Source organism: Roseibium suaedae (assembly GCF_900142725.1).
GTDB classification, from domain to species: Bacteria; Pseudomonadota; Alphaproteobacteria; order Rhizobiales; family Stappiaceae; genus Roseibium; species Roseibium suaedae.
The window spans coordinates 655,567-671,718 of the sequence record NZ_FRBW01000001.1 but is presented as its reverse complement, the minus strand read 5'-3'; the positions used below and the strand labels follow the sequence as shown (position 1 = coordinate 671,718).

14 protein-coding genes are annotated in these 16,152 nt (G+C 60.7%); 12 read left to right on the top strand and 2 right to left on the bottom strand.

The window, feature by feature from the left end:
* Nucleotides 1-135: 135 nt before the first annotated feature.
* Entirely contained in the window at nt 136-519 is a 384-nt protein-coding gene (locus BUA94_RS03025; RefSeq protein ID WP_073008625.1) for a response regulator, read from the bottom strand.
* A gap of 245 nt (nt 520-764) precedes the next feature.
* Here BUA94_RS03025 and BUA94_RS03020 point away from each other — a divergent pair, with 245 nt between their 5' ends.
* From BUA94_RS03020 to BUA94_RS02985, 9 genes are all read left to right on the top strand, one after another.
* Nucleotides 765-1,202 carry a MaoC family dehydratase gene (locus tag BUA94_RS03020; RefSeq protein ID WP_073008623.1) on the top strand — a complete coding sequence of 146 codons (438 nt, stop codon included), beginning with the start codon at nt 765-767 and terminating at the stop codon, nt 1,200-1,202.
* Nucleotides 1,203-1,379: 177 nt separating this feature from the next.
* Nucleotides 1,380-2,375: a bifunctional riboflavin kinase/FAD synthetase gene (locus BUA94_RS03015; RefSeq protein ID WP_073008621.1), complete on the top strand. Its 996-nt coding sequence runs from the start codon at nt 1,380-1,382 to the stop codon at nt 2,373-2,375.
* Nucleotides 2,376-2,383: 8 nt separating this feature from the next.
* Complete coding sequence (locus tag BUA94_RS03010; protein ID WP_073008618.1) at nt 2,384-3,301, top strand: DMT family transporter; 918 nt, start codon at nt 2,384-2,386, stop codon at nt 3,299-3,301.
* Entirely contained in the window at nt 3,298-3,459 is a 162-nt protein-coding gene (locus tag BUA94_RS23490; protein ID WP_175557982.1) for a hypothetical protein, read from the top strand. The genes BUA94_RS03010 and BUA94_RS23490 overlap by 4 nt, the downstream gene beginning before the upstream one ends.
* Nucleotides 3,460-3,592: 133 nt before the next feature.
* On the top strand, nt 3,593-6,553 hold the full coding sequence (gene ileS / locus BUA94_RS03005) for an isoleucine--tRNA ligase (RefSeq protein ID WP_073008615.1): 2,961 nt from the start codon (nt 3,593-3,595) through the stop codon (nt 6,551-6,553).
* A gap of 21 nt (nt 6,554-6,574) precedes the next feature.
* Nucleotides 6,575-7,087 carry a signal peptidase II gene (gene lspA, locus BUA94_RS03000; RefSeq protein WP_073008612.1) on the top strand — a complete coding sequence of 171 codons (513 nt, stop codon included), beginning with the start codon at nt 6,575-6,577 and terminating at the stop codon, nt 7,085-7,087.
* 105 nt (nt 7,088-7,192) lie between these two features.
* Entirely contained in the window at nt 7,193-7,900 is a 708-nt protein-coding gene (locus BUA94_RS02995) for a hypothetical protein (protein WP_139250992.1), read from the top strand.
* A gap of 284 nt (nt 7,901-8,184) precedes the next feature.
* A complete protein-coding gene (locus BUA94_RS02990; RefSeq protein WP_235860441.1) occupies nt 8,185-9,627 on the top strand; it encodes a M16 family metallopeptidase in 1,443 nt (480 codons plus the stop codon).
* A gap of 4 nt (nt 9,628-9,631) precedes the next feature.
* Entirely contained in the window at nt 9,632-10,969 is a 1,338-nt protein-coding gene (locus BUA94_RS02985; protein ID WP_073008606.1) for a M16 family metallopeptidase, read from the top strand.
* Between the two features lie 504 nt (nt 10,970-11,473).
* Here the strand turns inward: BUA94_RS02985 and BUA94_RS02980 are convergent.
* Nucleotides 11,474-13,012, bottom strand: a complete 1,539-nt coding sequence (locus BUA94_RS02980; protein WP_073008603.1) for an EAL domain-containing protein — start codon at nt 13,010-13,012, stop codon at nt 11,474-11,476.
* A 395-nt stretch (nt 13,013-13,407) separates the two neighbouring features.
* Here BUA94_RS02980 and BUA94_RS02975 point away from each other — a divergent pair, with 395 nt between their 5' ends.
* From BUA94_RS02975 to groES, 3 genes are all read left to right on the top strand, one after another.
* Nucleotides 13,408-14,838: a sigma-54-dependent transcriptional regulator gene (locus BUA94_RS02975; protein ID WP_208979950.1), complete on the top strand. Its 1,431-nt coding sequence runs from the start codon at nt 13,408-13,410 to the stop codon at nt 14,836-14,838.
* 115 nt (nt 14,839-14,953) lie between these two features.
* Entirely contained in the window at nt 14,954-15,523 is a 570-nt protein-coding gene (locus tag BUA94_RS02970; RefSeq protein WP_073008597.1) for a hypothetical protein, read from the top strand.
* 333 nt (nt 15,524-15,856) lie between these two features.
* Nucleotides 15,857-16,144 carry a co-chaperone GroES gene (groES, locus tag BUA94_RS02965; RefSeq protein ID WP_073008594.1) on the top strand — a complete coding sequence of 96 codons (288 nt, stop codon included), beginning with the start codon at nt 15,857-15,859 and terminating at the stop codon, nt 16,142-16,144.
* Nucleotides 16,145-16,152 lie beyond the last annotated feature (8 nt).

Below are 16,152 nucleotides of genomic sequence, written 5' to 3'. Positions count from 1 at the left end.
CCCCACCCCACGGGGGACAACACTCGAAGCAGTTTGAATTGGTCCCGGTCCCATGCTCCCCAGCATGGGCCCTTTTATCCTGTGAGCGGCATCTGGCGGCGCAACGTTCTGCACCGCCTGCTTTGCGCTCAAATCTTAGTCGGAGAACACTGCCTCGATCTTGCCCTTCAACGTCTGCGCATTGAACGGCTTCACGATGTAGTTGTTCACGCCGGCCTTCTTGGCCGCGATCACGTTTTCCGTCTTGGATTCTGCAGTGACCATGATGAATGGGGTCTTGCTCAGACTTCCATCCGCACGAACCTGCTTCAGCAGTTCGTATCCGGTCATAGGTTCCATGTTCCAGTCAGAAATGACCAGGCCATAGCGGCGCTGTTTCATCTTCTCGAGCGCTTCGGTGCCATCTGCTGCGTCATCGATGTTTTCAAAACCAAGCTGCTTAAGCAGGTTCCGGATAATACGGATCATCGTCTTGTAGTCATCGACCACGAGGACCGGCATCTGAAGATCAAGGGCCATCGTATACTCCATACTGTCAAACTACGCGGCCCGTGGCCATGGGCCGGGAAACGCGACATGACGTCAAAGGAGAGAGACACAAAACGTGTCCTCGCCTCCCCACACTCTAGGGAAACTAATCTAAGCCCCTGAAAACTCCGTTAATGCGCCTGACTTTATGCATCCAAAGCCCAATTGCCCCTTCGGATCGGGCTGCCTAACGTATGCAAAGCTTGGTTTTTTCAAGCCTTGAACGGGATGGCGCGATGCTGGAATTGCAGACACTTTACTTCGAAGACCTGTCGGTCGGCATGGAAGAGACGCTGGAAAAGCATGTCAGTTCTTCCGATGTGGTGGGGTTCGCGGAGGTCTCCGGAGACCGCAATCCGATCCATCTGTCAGAACATTTTGCCGCACGGACCCCGTTCAAGACCCGGATCGCCCACGGACTTTATACCGCGAGCCTCATCTCAGCCGTTCTTGGCACCCGGCTGCCCGGACCCGGCGCGATCTATCTGTCGCAAACCCTCAACTTCAAGGCGCCTGTGCGGATCGGGGATGACGTGCTCGTGACGGTCCGGGTCGAAGAATTGCTGGAACGGGGCAACCGGGCACGCCTGTCCTGTGTCTGCAGTGTCGGAGATACCGTGGTGCTGGAAGGCGAAGCGCTCGTGAAGGTTCCTTCCCGGTCAGAGGATCTTTGAGAAAAGAACGGTTGCGGAAAGCGCCCGGATCAGGCACTTGCCTTGCTTGACCTTTGAGACGCAAGCCGTCAGGTTCCAGCTCAGTGGTTACACCTGACCTGTCACGCACGACGCGCTGGCAGTCTGTCCAGTCGTTCGTCCTGACGCCCTGACGTCAGAGCCTTCAGGGTAGTTCGCATGCCTGCATCCCGGTCCGCAGCTTTTGCTGTCGTCAGTGACCCGAAAGACTTTTCGGAAAGCCTGAAAGGCGGCGTCGTCGCAATCGGCAATTTCGATGGCGTCCACCGGGGTCATCGTGCCGTGCTTGATGTTGCCCACGAACAGGGCGCAGCTCTGGGCGAACCGGTTTTCGCGATGACCTTCGAGCCGCATCCGCGCACGGTGTTCAATCCGGCCAGCCCTGTATTCCGCCTGACGCCAGCTGATCAGAAGGTCGACATTCTGAAGGCCTGCGACCTGAGCGGCGTTCTGGTCATGCCCTTCAACAAGGACTTTGCCGGGATGGAGGCTGATGCCTTCGTCAAGGACATCCTGATCGGGCAGCTTGGCATCTCCCACGCCGTGACCGGGTACGACTTCCACTTCGGCAAGGCCCGCAAGGGAACGCCCGACTACCTGTGCCAGGCGGGAAGCGAACTGGGTTTCGGCGTCACCATCGTCTCGCCTGAAAAGGACGAAGGGGCAGAGGTGATCTCCTCCTCGCGCATCCGCACTGCCCTGACCGAAGGTGACATTGCACTCGCGAATGGCCTGCTAGGCTACCGCTGGTTTTTCGACTCCAGCGTCCAGCATGGTGACAAGCGCGGCCGCGATCTCGGTTATCCCACTGCCAACCTCAGCCTTGGAGACAATTGTCCTCTCAAGCATGGCATCTATGCCGTGAAGGTGCGCGTTGGCGATGAAAAATATGATGGCGTTGCAAGCTATGGCCGCCGCCCGACCTTCGACAATGGTGCGCCGTTGTTCGAGGTCTTCCTGTTTGATTTTTCCGGCGACCTTTACGGCAAGAAGCTTCGGGTTCACCTGATTTCCTACCTGCGCGGTGAGGAAAAGTTCGACAGCGTCGAGGCGCTGATCGCTCAGATGGACCGCGACAGCGAGGAAGCCCGTGCCGCCATCGCCGCGATCGAACCTCTGTCCGGTCTCGACTTCAGCCTTCTTCTGGGTGAGTAACCTTTAAAATGACCGCTCCCAACACTTCCGATGCCGACCAGCGTGAAAACATGGTCGCCATCGGCATGATGACACTGGCGATGTTCGTTCTGCCGGTCATGGACACGATCGCGAAATATCTGTCTGTCCGGATCCCGCCGCTGGAAATCACCTTCGCGCGGTTCTTCTTCCAGCTGCTGATCTGTGTTCTGGCGGCGGCACTCACGGGCAACCTGCGCCGCCTGAAGAGCCGCCGGCTCGGCATTAATCTGCTGCGCGGGTCGATGCTGACCTTCTCGTCGCTTTGCTTCTTCACGGCCCTGAAGTTCATGCCGGTGGCAACCGCCATGGCGATCTTCTTTGTCGAGCCGATGATCCTGACCATTCTGGCGGTGCTGTTCCTGAAGGAAAAGATCGGCGTCCGCCGCATCGCGGGGATCCTGGTGGGCCTCGCTGGTGCCATGCTCATCCTGCGCCCGAGCTTTGCCGATGCTGGTCTTGCTGCGCTTCTGCCGCTCTGCACGGCGACGCTCTTTGCCTGCTATCTGATGCTGAACCGCCGGTTTGCCGGACAAGAAAGCCTCTATGCAATCCAGTTCAGCACGGGACTTGCCGGCACCATCATCATGGGTATCGTCATGACCGTTACGACCCTGTCCGGCCAGACAGACTATGCCTTTGTCATGCCCAATGTCGGAGAAATGCCGCTTCTGGCGATGATCGGCGGCATCTCCTTCCTTGGCCACGCCCTTGTGGTGCAGGCCTTCCAGAAGGGTGAGGCTTCGATGCTTGCCCCGCTCAACTACATCGAGATCATCGGTGCAACGCTGCTGGGCTATCTGGTCTTCGGCGATTTCCCCGATGGCATGACATGGGCCGGGATCGCCCTGATCGTCGGCGGCGGGCTCTACATCGCTCACCGCGAGCGGATCAAGAAACCGGCTTGACCAATATCGGCAGCAATCCTGATGGAATTGCTTTATTACCTGACCAACTGCTGCTATGTCCTTGCGCCATGAATGCTCGTTTTGACCTCATCGCGAGCCAGTTCCCGAGCTGGTCTCCCCGGATATCCGGCCGAATTACCGGCCCGGCCTTCGGCTGACGCGATCCACGCGGCGCCGCAGGACCGGGATTATCCCCTTGCGCAAGCGGCCCCTTCCGGCCGCCGACATTTTTAGACCGATGGCGCATGCCCAGTTGAGGCAGCAGGCGCTCTGACCGGATCCTACCGAACGATGACCGATACCAAGACTCGCGACTATTCCGAGACGCTGAACCTTCCCACGACCGAATTTCCGATGCGCGCCGGCCTGCCCAAGAAGGAGCCGGAAATCATCGCGCAGTGGCAAAAGCTCGGGCTTTACAAGAAACTGCGGGAAGCCGGACAAGGCCGGAACAAGTTCGTCCTGCATGATGGCCCTCCCTATGCAAACGGCAACATCCATATCGGCCATGCGCTGAACAAGACGCTGAAGGATATGGTCACCCGCTCCATGCAGATGACCGGCTGGGACAGCAACTATGTTCCGGGATGGGACTGCCACGGCCTGCCGATCGAGTGGAAGATCGAGGAACAGTACCGCGCCAAGGGCAAGAACAAGGACGAGGTTCCGGTCAACGAGTTCCGCCAGGAATGCCGTGACTTCGCCAATCACTGGGTCGGCGTCCAGAAGGAAGAGTTCAAGCGCCTCGGCATCGAGGGCGACTGGGACAATCCTTACCTGACCATGCGCTTTGAAAGCGAAGCCGTCATCGCCAACGAGCTGATGAAATTCGCCATGTCCGGCCAGCTCTATCGCGGTTCCAAGCCCGTGATGTGGTCAGTGGTCGAAAAGACCGCTCTGGCCGAAGCCGAAATCGAGTATCACGACTATCAGTCCGATGCGATCTGGGTGAAGTTCCCGGTCGTGGAAGCGGGCAGCACCGACGAAGCTGCTGCCGAACAGCTGCTGGACGCCTCCGTCGTCATCTGGACCACCACCCCCTGGACCATCCCGGGCAACCGGGCGGTTTCCTACTCTTCGCGCATCGACTACGGCCTCTATGAGGTGACGCAGGAAGGTCTGCCGGAAGAAAACTGGGTCCAGAAGGGCGATCTTCTGGTGCTGGCCGACAAGCTGGCCGGCGACGTTTTCAAGAACGCCCGCATCACCGAGTTCAAGCGCGTGCGCACGGTCTCCGCAGATGAACTGGGCGCGGCGACCCTGGCCCATCCCTACCGGGACCTGGAGCTCGGCGGCTATGAATTCGATGTGCCGCTGCTCAACGGCGACCATGTGACGGATGATGCCGGTACGGGCTTCGTGCATACGGCCCCGAGCCACGGCGTGGACGACTTTGAGATCTGGATGTCCAGCTCCCGTGAGCTGGAAGCCCGCGGCATCGACAGTGCGATCCCCTTCACGGTCGCCGATGACGGCTTCTACACCAAGGACGCGCCGGGCTTTGAAGGCCATCAGGTGATCACCCACAAGGGAGAAAAGGGCACCGCCAACAAGGCGAACATCGAGAAGCTGAAGGAAGCAGGCGCGCTGATCGGTCTTGGCCGGATCAAGCACCAGTATCCGCATTCCTGGCGCTCGAAGAAGCCGATCATCTTCCGCAACACGCCGCAGTGGTTCGTCTATATGGACCGCAATATCGGCGGCGAAGGCGACACCCTGCGTGCCCGCGCCCTGAACGCGATCGACAACACCCGCTTTGCTCCGGCCTCCGGTCAGAACCGCCTGCGGTCGATGATCGAGAACCGTCCCGACTGGGTTCTGTCCCGCCAGCGTGCCTGGGGCGTGCCGATCACCGTCTTCATCCACAAGGACACCTCCGAAGTCCTGAAGAACGAAACCGTCAACCAGCGCATCTTTGACGCCTTCACCACGGAAGGTGCGGATGCCTGGTATGTGGACGGTGCCAAGGAGCGGTTCCTCGACGGTCAGGTCAATGACGTCAACGACTGGCTCATGGTCAAGGACATCCTGGATGTGTGGTTCGACAGTGGCTCGACCCATGCCTTCTGCCTGGAAAAGCGCGAAGACCTGATGCCGAACCGCCAGGGCACCGGCGGCAAGGACTATGTGCTTTATCTCGAGGGTTCCGACCAGCACCGCGGCTGGTTCCACTCCTCGCTGCTGGAAAGCTGCGGCACCCGTGGCCACGCGCCCTATGATGCGGTTCTGACCCACGGCTTCACCATGGCCGAGGACGGACGCAAGATGTCCAAGTCCCTGGGCAACCAGGTGTTCCCCCAGGACGTCATCAAGCAGTATGGCGCTGATATCCTGCGTCTCTGGGTGGCCTCTGGCGACTATTCGGAAGACCAGCGCATCGGGCCGGAAATCCTGAAGACTTCGGTCGACAGCTACCGCAAGCTGCGCAACACCCTGCGCTGGATGCTGGGCTCCCTGGCTCATGCGACTGGTGAGGAAGTGGCGCTCGCCGACATGCCGGAACTGGAGCAGCTGATGCTGCACCGTCTGGCAGAACTGGATAAGCTGGTTAGCGAGGCCTACTGGGACTTCGACTACAAGCGCGTGTTCCACCATCTGTTCACGTTCATGACAGTGGACCTGTCGGCCTTCTACTTCGACATCCGCAAGGACGCGCTCTACTGTGACGCCCAGTCATCGGTGCGCCGCAAGGCCGCGCTTTATGTGATCGACAAGCTGTTCAACTGCCTGGTGACCTGGATGGCTCCGATGCTGCCCTTCACCATGGAAGAAAGCTGGACGTCCCGCTTCGGCGAAGACAAATCGGTTCACCTCGAGCAGTTCCCGAAGGTCCCCCGCGAATGGAAGAAACCGGAACTCGCCGAGAAGTGGGAAAAGATCCGCACGGTCCGCCGCGTTATCACCGGCGCTCTTGAAATCGAACGCCGTGAAAAGCGGATCGGCTCCTCGCTGGAGGCCCATCCGGTTGTCTATGTCACCGATGCGAACCTGATGGCTGCACTCGATGGCCGCGACATGGCGGACATCGCCATCACCAGCCAGCTGACGCTCAGCGCGGATGCCGCCCCCGAGGGCGCCTTCACGCTGGACGACACCCCGGGTGTTGCCGTGGTTCCGGGCCTTGCAGAAGGCACCAAATGCGCCCGCTCCTGGAAGATCCTTCCGGAAGTTGGCAGCGACAAGGACTATCCCGATGTGACGCTCCGCGATGCGGAGGCCCTGCGGGAATGGGACGCGGCTCACGCCGGTTAAGCCCAGATGACAGGAGAAGCAATGACCACAACGGATCGGCCGTCCTTCAGGAACCAGTGGTTCTGGGGGCATTTCAGTGGGTTCGTTGCGCTCATCGCGCTTGTTGGACTGATCCTCGACCAGGGAACGAAGCTGTGGCTGGTCCACGGCTTCGACCTTGCGGTCAATGGACCGGTCCGGCTGCTGCCGGTGCTCGACATTGTCCTCGTCTGGAACCGGGGCATTTCCTACGGCCTGTTTCAACAGGATGGCGACCTTGGCCGCTGGATCCTGGCGCTTTTCACCGTCGCTGCAACCATCGGCCTGTGGGTCTGGTCCGTGCGGGCGCAGAACCGGTTTGTCGCCCTGGCGCTGGCCCTGATCATCGGCGGCGCGATTGGCAACGGCATCGACCGCCTCGCCCTCGGCGCGGTTGTGGACTTCGTGCACTTCCACGTAGGCAGCTTTTCCTGGTACGTGTTCAACCTAGCGGACGTCTGGATCGTTGCCGGAGTGGCAGGTCTCCTGTATGACGGTCTGCGAGGGCGGTCCTAATTCAGCCGCAAACAGCAGGTTAAGTCCCTGAGGGGTCGAGACTCGCAAAAATTCTCGCGCGGGATTTTCCCGTGCTCTGGTTCAGGCAGGAACAAGGAGTCCGGGGTGCTGCGGACGATAATGAAGACATTCTCCCGACCGCTGTTGGTTTTGATTGCGGCCGCGGGTCTTGCTGCGTGTGAAGCCCCAGATGGCACCACTCAGGCTCCCGACACGGCTTTGGTAGCCGGCCTCATGTCCGGCCTTGGCGCGGTTGATCCGCATGCCAAGCCGATCGAATATGCACCGCGCGCGCCTCTGGCCATGCCGTCCAACATGGACAACCTGCCCCAGCCCGAAACCCGGGTCGCTGGCAAGGGCTCCGCATCCTGGCCGCAGTCTCAGCAGAACAAGGATCTCGCCGAGATCCAGGAAGTCTACAAGGGCACCGGCCGGATGCACTCCGGCGTTCTGCGCTCCGAGCAGATGCGCGGCATCAACATCCGCAATGACGCGAACATCGACCGTCTGGCCGAGAGCCGCGATCAGCAGGTCATCTCAGGTGACAAGCTGAGCCCTGCGGAACTGCGCGCTCAGAATTCCTCGGCGAACTCGCTCAGCCGTGAAGCCGCCGGAACCGGCAATGAAGCCGGGATCAAGCGCCGCTATCTGACCGATCCGCCCACCAAGTACAGCCAGTCCTCCGATGGAGCGGCGCTGCCCGAGGTGAAGGAAAAGACCCAAGCGACCAATTACGATCCCTATGACAGCCGTCCTCTGGACATGCGCTGTCTGGAAGAGACCGGCGGATCTTGCCAGCGCGGCCAGAACTGAACCGGCGTAAATGAAGAGAAATGGGGGCCGCCCGGATTGATTTCCCGGCGGCCTTTTTATTGCCATGCTTTCTCAGCCCCCTATCCTTCTGGCAGAGCGTTTTAGGAAAGCTCATTGCCAAAGCTCTGACGGACAGCGGCGGCCATGCCTGCTTCACGCAAACATGACCAAACTTTAAGGCGACCTTTTCGGACGGTCCGCCTATATCACTTTGAAACGATGTGCCTTTGCGCGGGACCGCGCATGGGCCGGAATGTTCCACGTTTCGATCAACGGAGACCAAGTTGCTCATTTCCCGCCATCGGAAACTCCTGAGAAGCGGCGGCGCACTTGCCGTCATCGCCCTTTCCCTGACCGCACCAGTCAGCTTGCCCGCTTCTGCCTGGGCGCAGGACAAGCCGGCGGAGACGGTTCAGATCGCACCGAACCTCAGCCATTTCACCCTCTCCAATGGCCTGGAAGTGGTCGTGATCCCGGATCACCGCGCACCGGTTGTCACGCACATGATCTGGTACAAGGTCGGCTCTGCCGATGAACCGGAGGGAGAATCCGGTGTCGCCCATTTCCTCGAGCACCTGATGTTCAAGGGCACCAAGGATCATCCGGACGGCGCCTTCTCAACCCTGGTTGCCGAGATCGGCGGGCAGGAGAATGCCTTCACCAGCTATGACTACACCGCCTATTTCCAGCGCGTCTCCAAGGACCATCTGGCCAAGATGATGGAGATGGAAGCTGACCGGATGCAGAACCTCATCCTCAGTGACGAAGTGGTCAATCCGGAACGGGACGTGGTGCTGGAAGAACGCCGCATGCGCGTTGAAAACGAGCCCGGCTCCCGCCTCAGCGAAGCCCTGACAGCCATCACCTTCGTGAACCATCCCTATGGTTCGCCCGTGATCGGCTGGAAGAGCGAGATCGAAGCGCTCGACAAGGAAAAGGCCATCGCCTTCTATGACCGTTTCTACACGCCGAACAACGCCATTGTGGTGATCGCCGGTGATGTGGAAGCCGATGCGGTCAAGAAGCTTGCGGAAGAGACCTATGGCAAGGTGGCCCGGCGCGCCGAGCCGGGTCCGCGCGTTCGCCCCGCAGAACCGCCGCTCTCCGGCGAACGCCGGATCGCAGTGACCGATGACCGTGTCCGGCAGGAATCCATCACCATGAGCTGGATCGTGCCGAGCCAGCACACCGGAGAAGGCAACACCTCCGAGGCTTTGGATGTTCTGTCCTACATCATGGGCGGAGGGGCAACGAGCCGCCTGCACAAGGAAGCCGTGCTGAACCGCAAGATCGCGATCAGTGCCGGCAGCTACTACTCCGGGGACGCCCTGGATGATGGCCGCTTCGGCTTCTATGCAACGCCGGTCCCCGGCCACACGCTGGACGAAATGGAAGCGGTGATCCACGAGGAGCTGACAAAGCTCGTCTCGGGCGGCGTGACAGAAGAGGAACTGGCCCGCGCCAAGAACTCCATGGTGGCCGACGCCATCTATGCGCAGGACAGCCAGCAGACCCTTGCCCGCATCTTTGGCGCCGCATTGGCCTCCGGACAATCTATCGACCAGGTGCAGAACTGGCCCTCCCGCATTCAGTCCGTCACGGCGGAAGAGGTGCAGAATGCTGCCCGCACCTATCTTGCCGGCGACCCGGTCATTGGCGAGTTGAAAATGCCCAAGCCGGCCGAGGCACCAGAAGCCAATGCAACCAACGCAACTCCGAAGGGCTGATCGCATGTTCCAGTTCATTTCCGCTGCCCTGCCGCGAAAGGTTGCAGCCCCCCTCACCGCTCTCGGTCTCCTGGCCTTTTCCGCAGCTCCCTCGGCTGCTGTCGAGATCGAGCGCGTCACCAGCCCCAAGGGCATCGAAGCCTGGCTGGTGCACGACGAGACCATTCCCGTCATCGCCCTGAACTTTTCCTTCGCCGGCGGAACGGCTCAGGATCCGGATGGCAAGGAAGGCGTGACCCGTCTTCTCGCTGCGACCCTGGACGAGGGCGCTGGCGACATGCCCTCCGAGGAGTATCAGGCCAAGCTTGAAGACCTGGCCGTCAGCGTCAGCTTCAATGCGGACAAGGACAATTTCTACGGCTCCCTCCGCACCCTGACGACCACCCAGAGCGAAGCTTTCGACATGCTGCGTCTGGCTGTGAACGACCCGCGCTTTGACGAGGTGGCGATCAACCGGATGAAGACCCAGATCGCCTCCGGCATCCGCCGGGCGTCCCAGGACGCCGATACGGTGGCCAGCCGGGACCTGATGAAGGCAATAGTCGGCGACCATCCTTACGCACGCCCCAATGACGGCACGGAAGAAACCCTTGCCGCACTGACAGCGGAAGACCTGAAGGCGATGAAGACCCGTCTTCTGACCCGCGACGGCCTGAAGATCGGCGTGGTTGGTGCCATCGATGCCAAGACGCTTGCCCCGCTTCTCGACGAGGTCTTTGCCGGTCTGCCGGAAAAGGGCGAGCTGACCACGGTGCCGGAAGTGACGGCTGAAACAGGCAAGATCGTCAACAGCACCATGGATGTGCAGCAGACTTCCATCCTCTTCGCCCTGCCTGGCCTGAAGCGCGATGACCCGGACTATCAGGCGGCCTTCGTGATGAACCACATTCTCGGCGGTGGCACCTTCACCTCCTGGATGTATGAGGAAGTGCGCGAGAAGCGCGGCCTGAGCTATGGCGCCTATACCCAGATGGCCCCGTATGATCACACAGGCATCCTGTTTGCCTCGGCTGCCACCCGCGCCGACCGGGCCAACGAGACCATTCAGGTCATGCGTGACCAGCTGACCCGTATGGCAACCGACGGCCCGACCCAGGAAGAGCTGGACAGCGCCAAGCGCTTCATCACCGGCTCCTACCCCTTGCGCTTCGATTCCTCCGGCAAGATCGCCCTGCAGCTTGTCGCGATCCAGAACGCCAAACTCGGCATCGACTACTTTGACCGCCGCAATGCGGAGATCGAAGCCGTGACCCTGGCGGACGTCCAGCGCGTCGCAAAGCGCCTTCTCGATGCCAAGGAGCCTTCCATCTCCACGGTTGGTCCGGACATCAAGGCCAACTGACCGCGAGCAAATGAGACCGAAAAGCAAAGGGCCGGGAATTGCTTCCCGGCCCTTTTTACTTTGATGACAAAGCAGCCAAGTTTGTTGGTCATCCCGGTTTGGTGCGATGCACCAAGACCGGGATCCAGTATCCCGTAGAGGGGAATCTTGAAAAAGTCAGTTACCTCAGATGGTTACTGGATCCCTGCCTTCGCAGGGATGACATCCAGCTCTTCGTGACTTGACGCATTCAGAAGTGATTGACTCTTTGCCATCAACCTCTCAGTTCGTCATCCCGGACGCAGTGAAGCGGAGATCCGGGATCGGCGAGCCGAGGCGTACCGGTCATCAACGATTTGAAACCGATAGTCTTTTGGTTCACCGGTCCCGGCTCGCGCTCAGCTTGGCCGGGATGACGATCGAACGGTGAAAATCCAGAATGTCCGGGAAGACTCAGATGACCGATCTTCCCAAAGGAAGAACACCGGTCGGAAAGATACTTGCCTTGCCTCGCGGTAAGAGCGATCAGGCCCGCTTGCGGGCCGCAGGAGCCGGGGCGCCCTGGAGGACTTCGGCACGAACCGGACGGGGCGGCGAGAAGAGGTTGCCCTGAGCGAGCTTGACCTCGTAGTCCAGCAGTTCCAGCACCTGAGACTCGGTCTCGACATGATCCGGGATCAGCTCGATGCCGTAGCGATGCAGAAGATCGCCGAAGTCGGACGGATGGATGTGCCCGTGATCGGCGGCCCGGCGGCCGATCAGATAGTCCGCATGCAGCTTGGCATATTTGAAGCCGCGCTGTGCCAGGGTCTTGAAGTCCATCTTCATGTCGGTGATGCGGTCGACCGAGAAGTGGAAGCCGATCTCGGCAAGCGCGCTGAGGCTTTCCATCTCCATCACGCCCATCTGGGCCACGTCTTCCTGGGAGAACTCGAAGACGATCACGTCCGCGAAGCTCTTGTTCGAGCGCACGAACTCCAGGAAGCCGGGGAAGAAGGTTTCATCCACCAGCGACAGGGACGAGACATTGCAGAACAGCGCTGCGTTGCGGTTGCGGGCTGTCAGACGCCGGATGACCTGCACGGAGCGGAAAAGCTGCAGATTGTCGATACGGGCGATCAGGCCGGAGCGGACCGCTTCCGGCAGGAAGGTCGCGGCGTCGATCAACTCACCCTGGGAATCCCTGAGGCGTGTGAAGGCCTCATAGTACTTCACCTGGCGCTGCGGCAGCGTCACGATCGGCTGAAGATGCAGTTCAACGCGATTGGCGTTGAGGGCCGACAGGATCAGTTCCCGCATGCCCGGATCAGAGGCAGCCGGAGCTGACGGCCGGGGCGCGGGCGCAGGTGCTCGGGCGTAGTCGTCCGGCCCTGAGGTGGAAACCTGCGGCGCGGCCTGAGCCGCAGGACGCGACATCGGCGACTGCGGCATCACCGGCGGCGCCGCATAGCCCTGATTGGACGGGGCGTGATTTCCATAATCGCGCGCAGGCTGCTGCGGCACATAGCCTCCGGCCCTGTCCGGCGACGGCGCGGCAGAAGCGGACTGCGGGACATAGGGATTGCCCTGCTGGTTCTGCAGATGCGGCAGCGGCCCGTTGTCGTAGCTGCTCCGCTGCCCATAATGCGGCAGTTCCTGCATCTGCGGCGGCGGGGGAAGCTGCTGTTGATCCTCGAAGCGGGTTTCCAGATCGGACATGGCTTCTGCCATCTGCTTGACCAGGGTGCCCAGAACCTCGACCTCGGCAAACAGCGGATCGATTTCCTCGCGGGTGCGGCGTGGGATCGTGTGTTCGACGCCCGTCAGGCGGCCTTCGAGATTGCCGACATCCTCATCGATCTCGTTCATCCGGTCTTCGAGTCGCTCCACCGCCTCTGTGACGGAGCTGCGCTCGCGGGAGCGGCTGAGCAGAAGATGCAGCAGGATCATCGTGCACATGAGCGCCAGGGACAGCGACACGGCCTCCCCGAACGGGCGGCCAAACTGGAACACCAGCACAGCGGAGACCGACATGGCGATCACCGCCATGCAGATCACGATAAAGATGGTCGCGATGCGCCCCATTTATCCCCGAAAGCTCTCATACTCGAATCACAAAACTGACGTTAATCATGCCTTAAGAAACGTCCCCCTCCGAATCCTTGAGGTCCATGCATCTGGGGATAGAACCGGTTGTCCCCCACTAACGGCCACAGAACCCAGCATTTTAAAGACTTCGTTCAGGTCTATCGCAGGGAGCCTGCCTTCCGCCAACTTCGGAACGGCAGAAATCCGCCCGCCTCAGATTGGTTTTTCTTTTCGCAAGACTGACAACCCTTTGTTTACCCTGTTCAGGGAATTATTCTTTCAAGGTCAATCCTTGGCCAAGCAGTAAACGCGTAGCCACGAGCGACGGGGGAAGCCCAGCAATGGGGAGTAATCAGGCCTTCACAAGGCCCGTAACAGTTCGCGTTCTAGACATGTCCGCTTCAGAAGCCGCCCGGTCCGCAGCCGTGACCGCCAAGCTGAAGGTGCGCTGTTCAGATCCCGTCCTTTATTCGGACCCGGCATCCTGCCTAGACGATCTTGCCAAGAACAACACGGATGTTCTGGTGCTGGATCTTGAGACCATTGGCGGAGACGAGGCTCTGGAAGCCTTCGCGGTCCGCTGCCCATCATCGGTCATCATCGCGGTTTCCGCCAAGGGATCCGTTTCCCGGGCGGTGAGCGCCATGCGGGCCGGGGCGCATGACTTCCTGACCAAGCCCTTCTCGCTGGACATGCTGGCCTCCAAGATCTCCTTCCAGCTGGATCAGCGCAAGCCGATGCCGATCGCCATTCAGGCGGCAGGCGTCACGCCGGAGCAGCTTCTGCAGGATCAGTCGGACACCGCTATCCGTCTTCCGCGAAGCCCGGCCGCGAGCGGCCTAGAAAAGCTGATCGGCCGCTCGTCTGCCATGACCGTGGTCTATGACCAGATCAAGCGCATGGCGCCGTCACAGGCTCCCGTCTTCATCACGGGCGAGTCCGGCACCGGCAAGGAACTGTGCGCCAACGCCCTTCATTCCCTTTCCGAACGCAAGTCCGAGCGTCTCGTCACGATCAACTGCGCGGCCATCCCGCGAGACCTGATCGAAAGCGAAATCTTCGGCCATGTCCGGGGTGCCTTCACCGGCGCGACGGACAGCCGTGCAGGCGCAGCCGAACAGGCAGACGGCGGCACGCTGTTCCTGGACGAAATCGGCGAAATGGACCTGCTCCTTCAGAGCAAGCTGCTCCGTTTCCTGCAGACCGGCACGTTCCAGCGCCTTGGCGACACCGCCACCCGCAAGGTGGATGCCCGCATCATCTGCGCAACCAACCGCAATCCGCTGTCGGAAGTCGCGGCAGGCCGGTTCCGGGAAGACCTTTACTACCGGCTGCATGTGCTGCCGATCCAGCTTCCGCCCCTGCGCGAGCGCCGGGACGATATCCTGACCCTGGCCCAGACCTTCCTGGACCGGTTCGCCGCAGAAGAACGCCGCGGGTTCCGTGGCTTCGACGCGGATGCCGAGGCACGCCTGACGGCCTACAACTGGCCGGGCAACGTGCGTCAGCTGGAAAACACCATCCGCCAGATCGTGGTGATGAACGACGGGCTCGCCGTCACCTTCGACATGCTGCCCATGCTGATCCGCGATCCGTCGGGCCGCAGCGGCACGATTGTCGACCTGTCCCGCGAGCGTGCCCGCGCAGCAGCCCCTGCCCGTGCCTTCTCCACCATCGAGCCTCTCTGGGCCCAGGAAAAGCGGATCATCGAAGACGCACTGGATGCCTTCGACGGCAACATCGCCATGGCCGCAGCCGCCCTGGAAATCAGTCCCTCGACCATCTACCGCAAGCGCCAGTCGTGGCAGGAGCGCAGTGGTTAGCCGGACGGCATTTACCGCATCTCTGTCATTTTCTTGTGCGTGGCCTGAAGTCGGTCTATATCGACTGAAAACAAGTTGAAAAAACAACACGCTTGGGCTTTTGCAGGGGGCATTGATGACGGCAGGTTTCATCCGGCGGCGCGTGGCCGCGGGTTCGGTTTTGGCAATGTGCGCGGTTTTCCCGCATTGGGCGGCTGCAGACCCTGCGGCTCCAACCGTGCCGGCACCCGCTCCCGCCCTCGTGGAAAGCTTCAGCCAGCTTGACGCAGCATGGGCCAGCGCTCCGCTTGCCTTTACTGCCGCAGACTTCGCCCAGGCACCTGCCCGTGGCTTTGGCAAATATCAGCCTCGCGGCTCTGCCGTCTTTGCCCCCGGCGAAACCATGACGGTCTATGTCCAGCCGGTCGGCTATGGCTTCACCAGCTCGGACGCGGGGCTTTCCTACGACATTCAGGCCAGCTACCGCCTGATCATGCCTTCCGGCCAGGTTCTGGCTGCGGAAGACAAGTTTGCCTCGATCCAGGGCACTTCCCGCAGTGAAGACCGCCAGGCCTTCACCTCGATGACCTTCACGTTCGAAGGCCTTCCGGAAGGCGCCTACAGCCTCGAGACGACTTTCACGGATGCGGCCAGCGGCAAGCAGGGCATCATCACGCTGCCGTTCGAGATCAAGGCAGCGAAATAAGCTCTCCCTGAGCACCCTCGGGAAAGGGACAGGCAGGAAGGTGGCGGAGATCAGATCCGGCGCCTTCCGGAAGACAAAATGACGACAGGTCATCTGCAGCGCGACAATCCGCCGGATGACCTGAAAAATGACTCAAACCCGAGTCTTTTTCTTCCCCAGCGCCATTGACAAGAAACAGGCCCGCTCCTACATCGGAAGCGCTGTTAGCACTCGCTTAAAAGGAGTGCTAACACGCCTCGGAGTATTTAACTCCGGGTATCTTTCGACCCGAGTTCATCATGCCCGCACGCTGCCTGAAGGTGGGGGCGTGCACCATGAGAGGAAAGAGCCAAAATGACATTTCGTCCGCTGCACGACCGTGTCGTTGTCCGCCGCGTAGAATCTGAAGAGAAGACCGCTGGTGGCATCATCATTCCGGACACCGCTAAGGAAAAGCCGCAGGAAGGCGAGATCGTCGCCGTCGGCGCTGGTGCCCGCAAGGACAACGGAGACCTGATCCCGCTCGACGTCAAGGCTGGTGATCGCGTTCTGTTCGGCAAGTGGTCCGGCACCGAAGTCAAGATCAACGGCGAAGACCTGCTGATCATGAAGGAATCCGACATCATGGGCGTTCTCGCTTAATCCGCGAC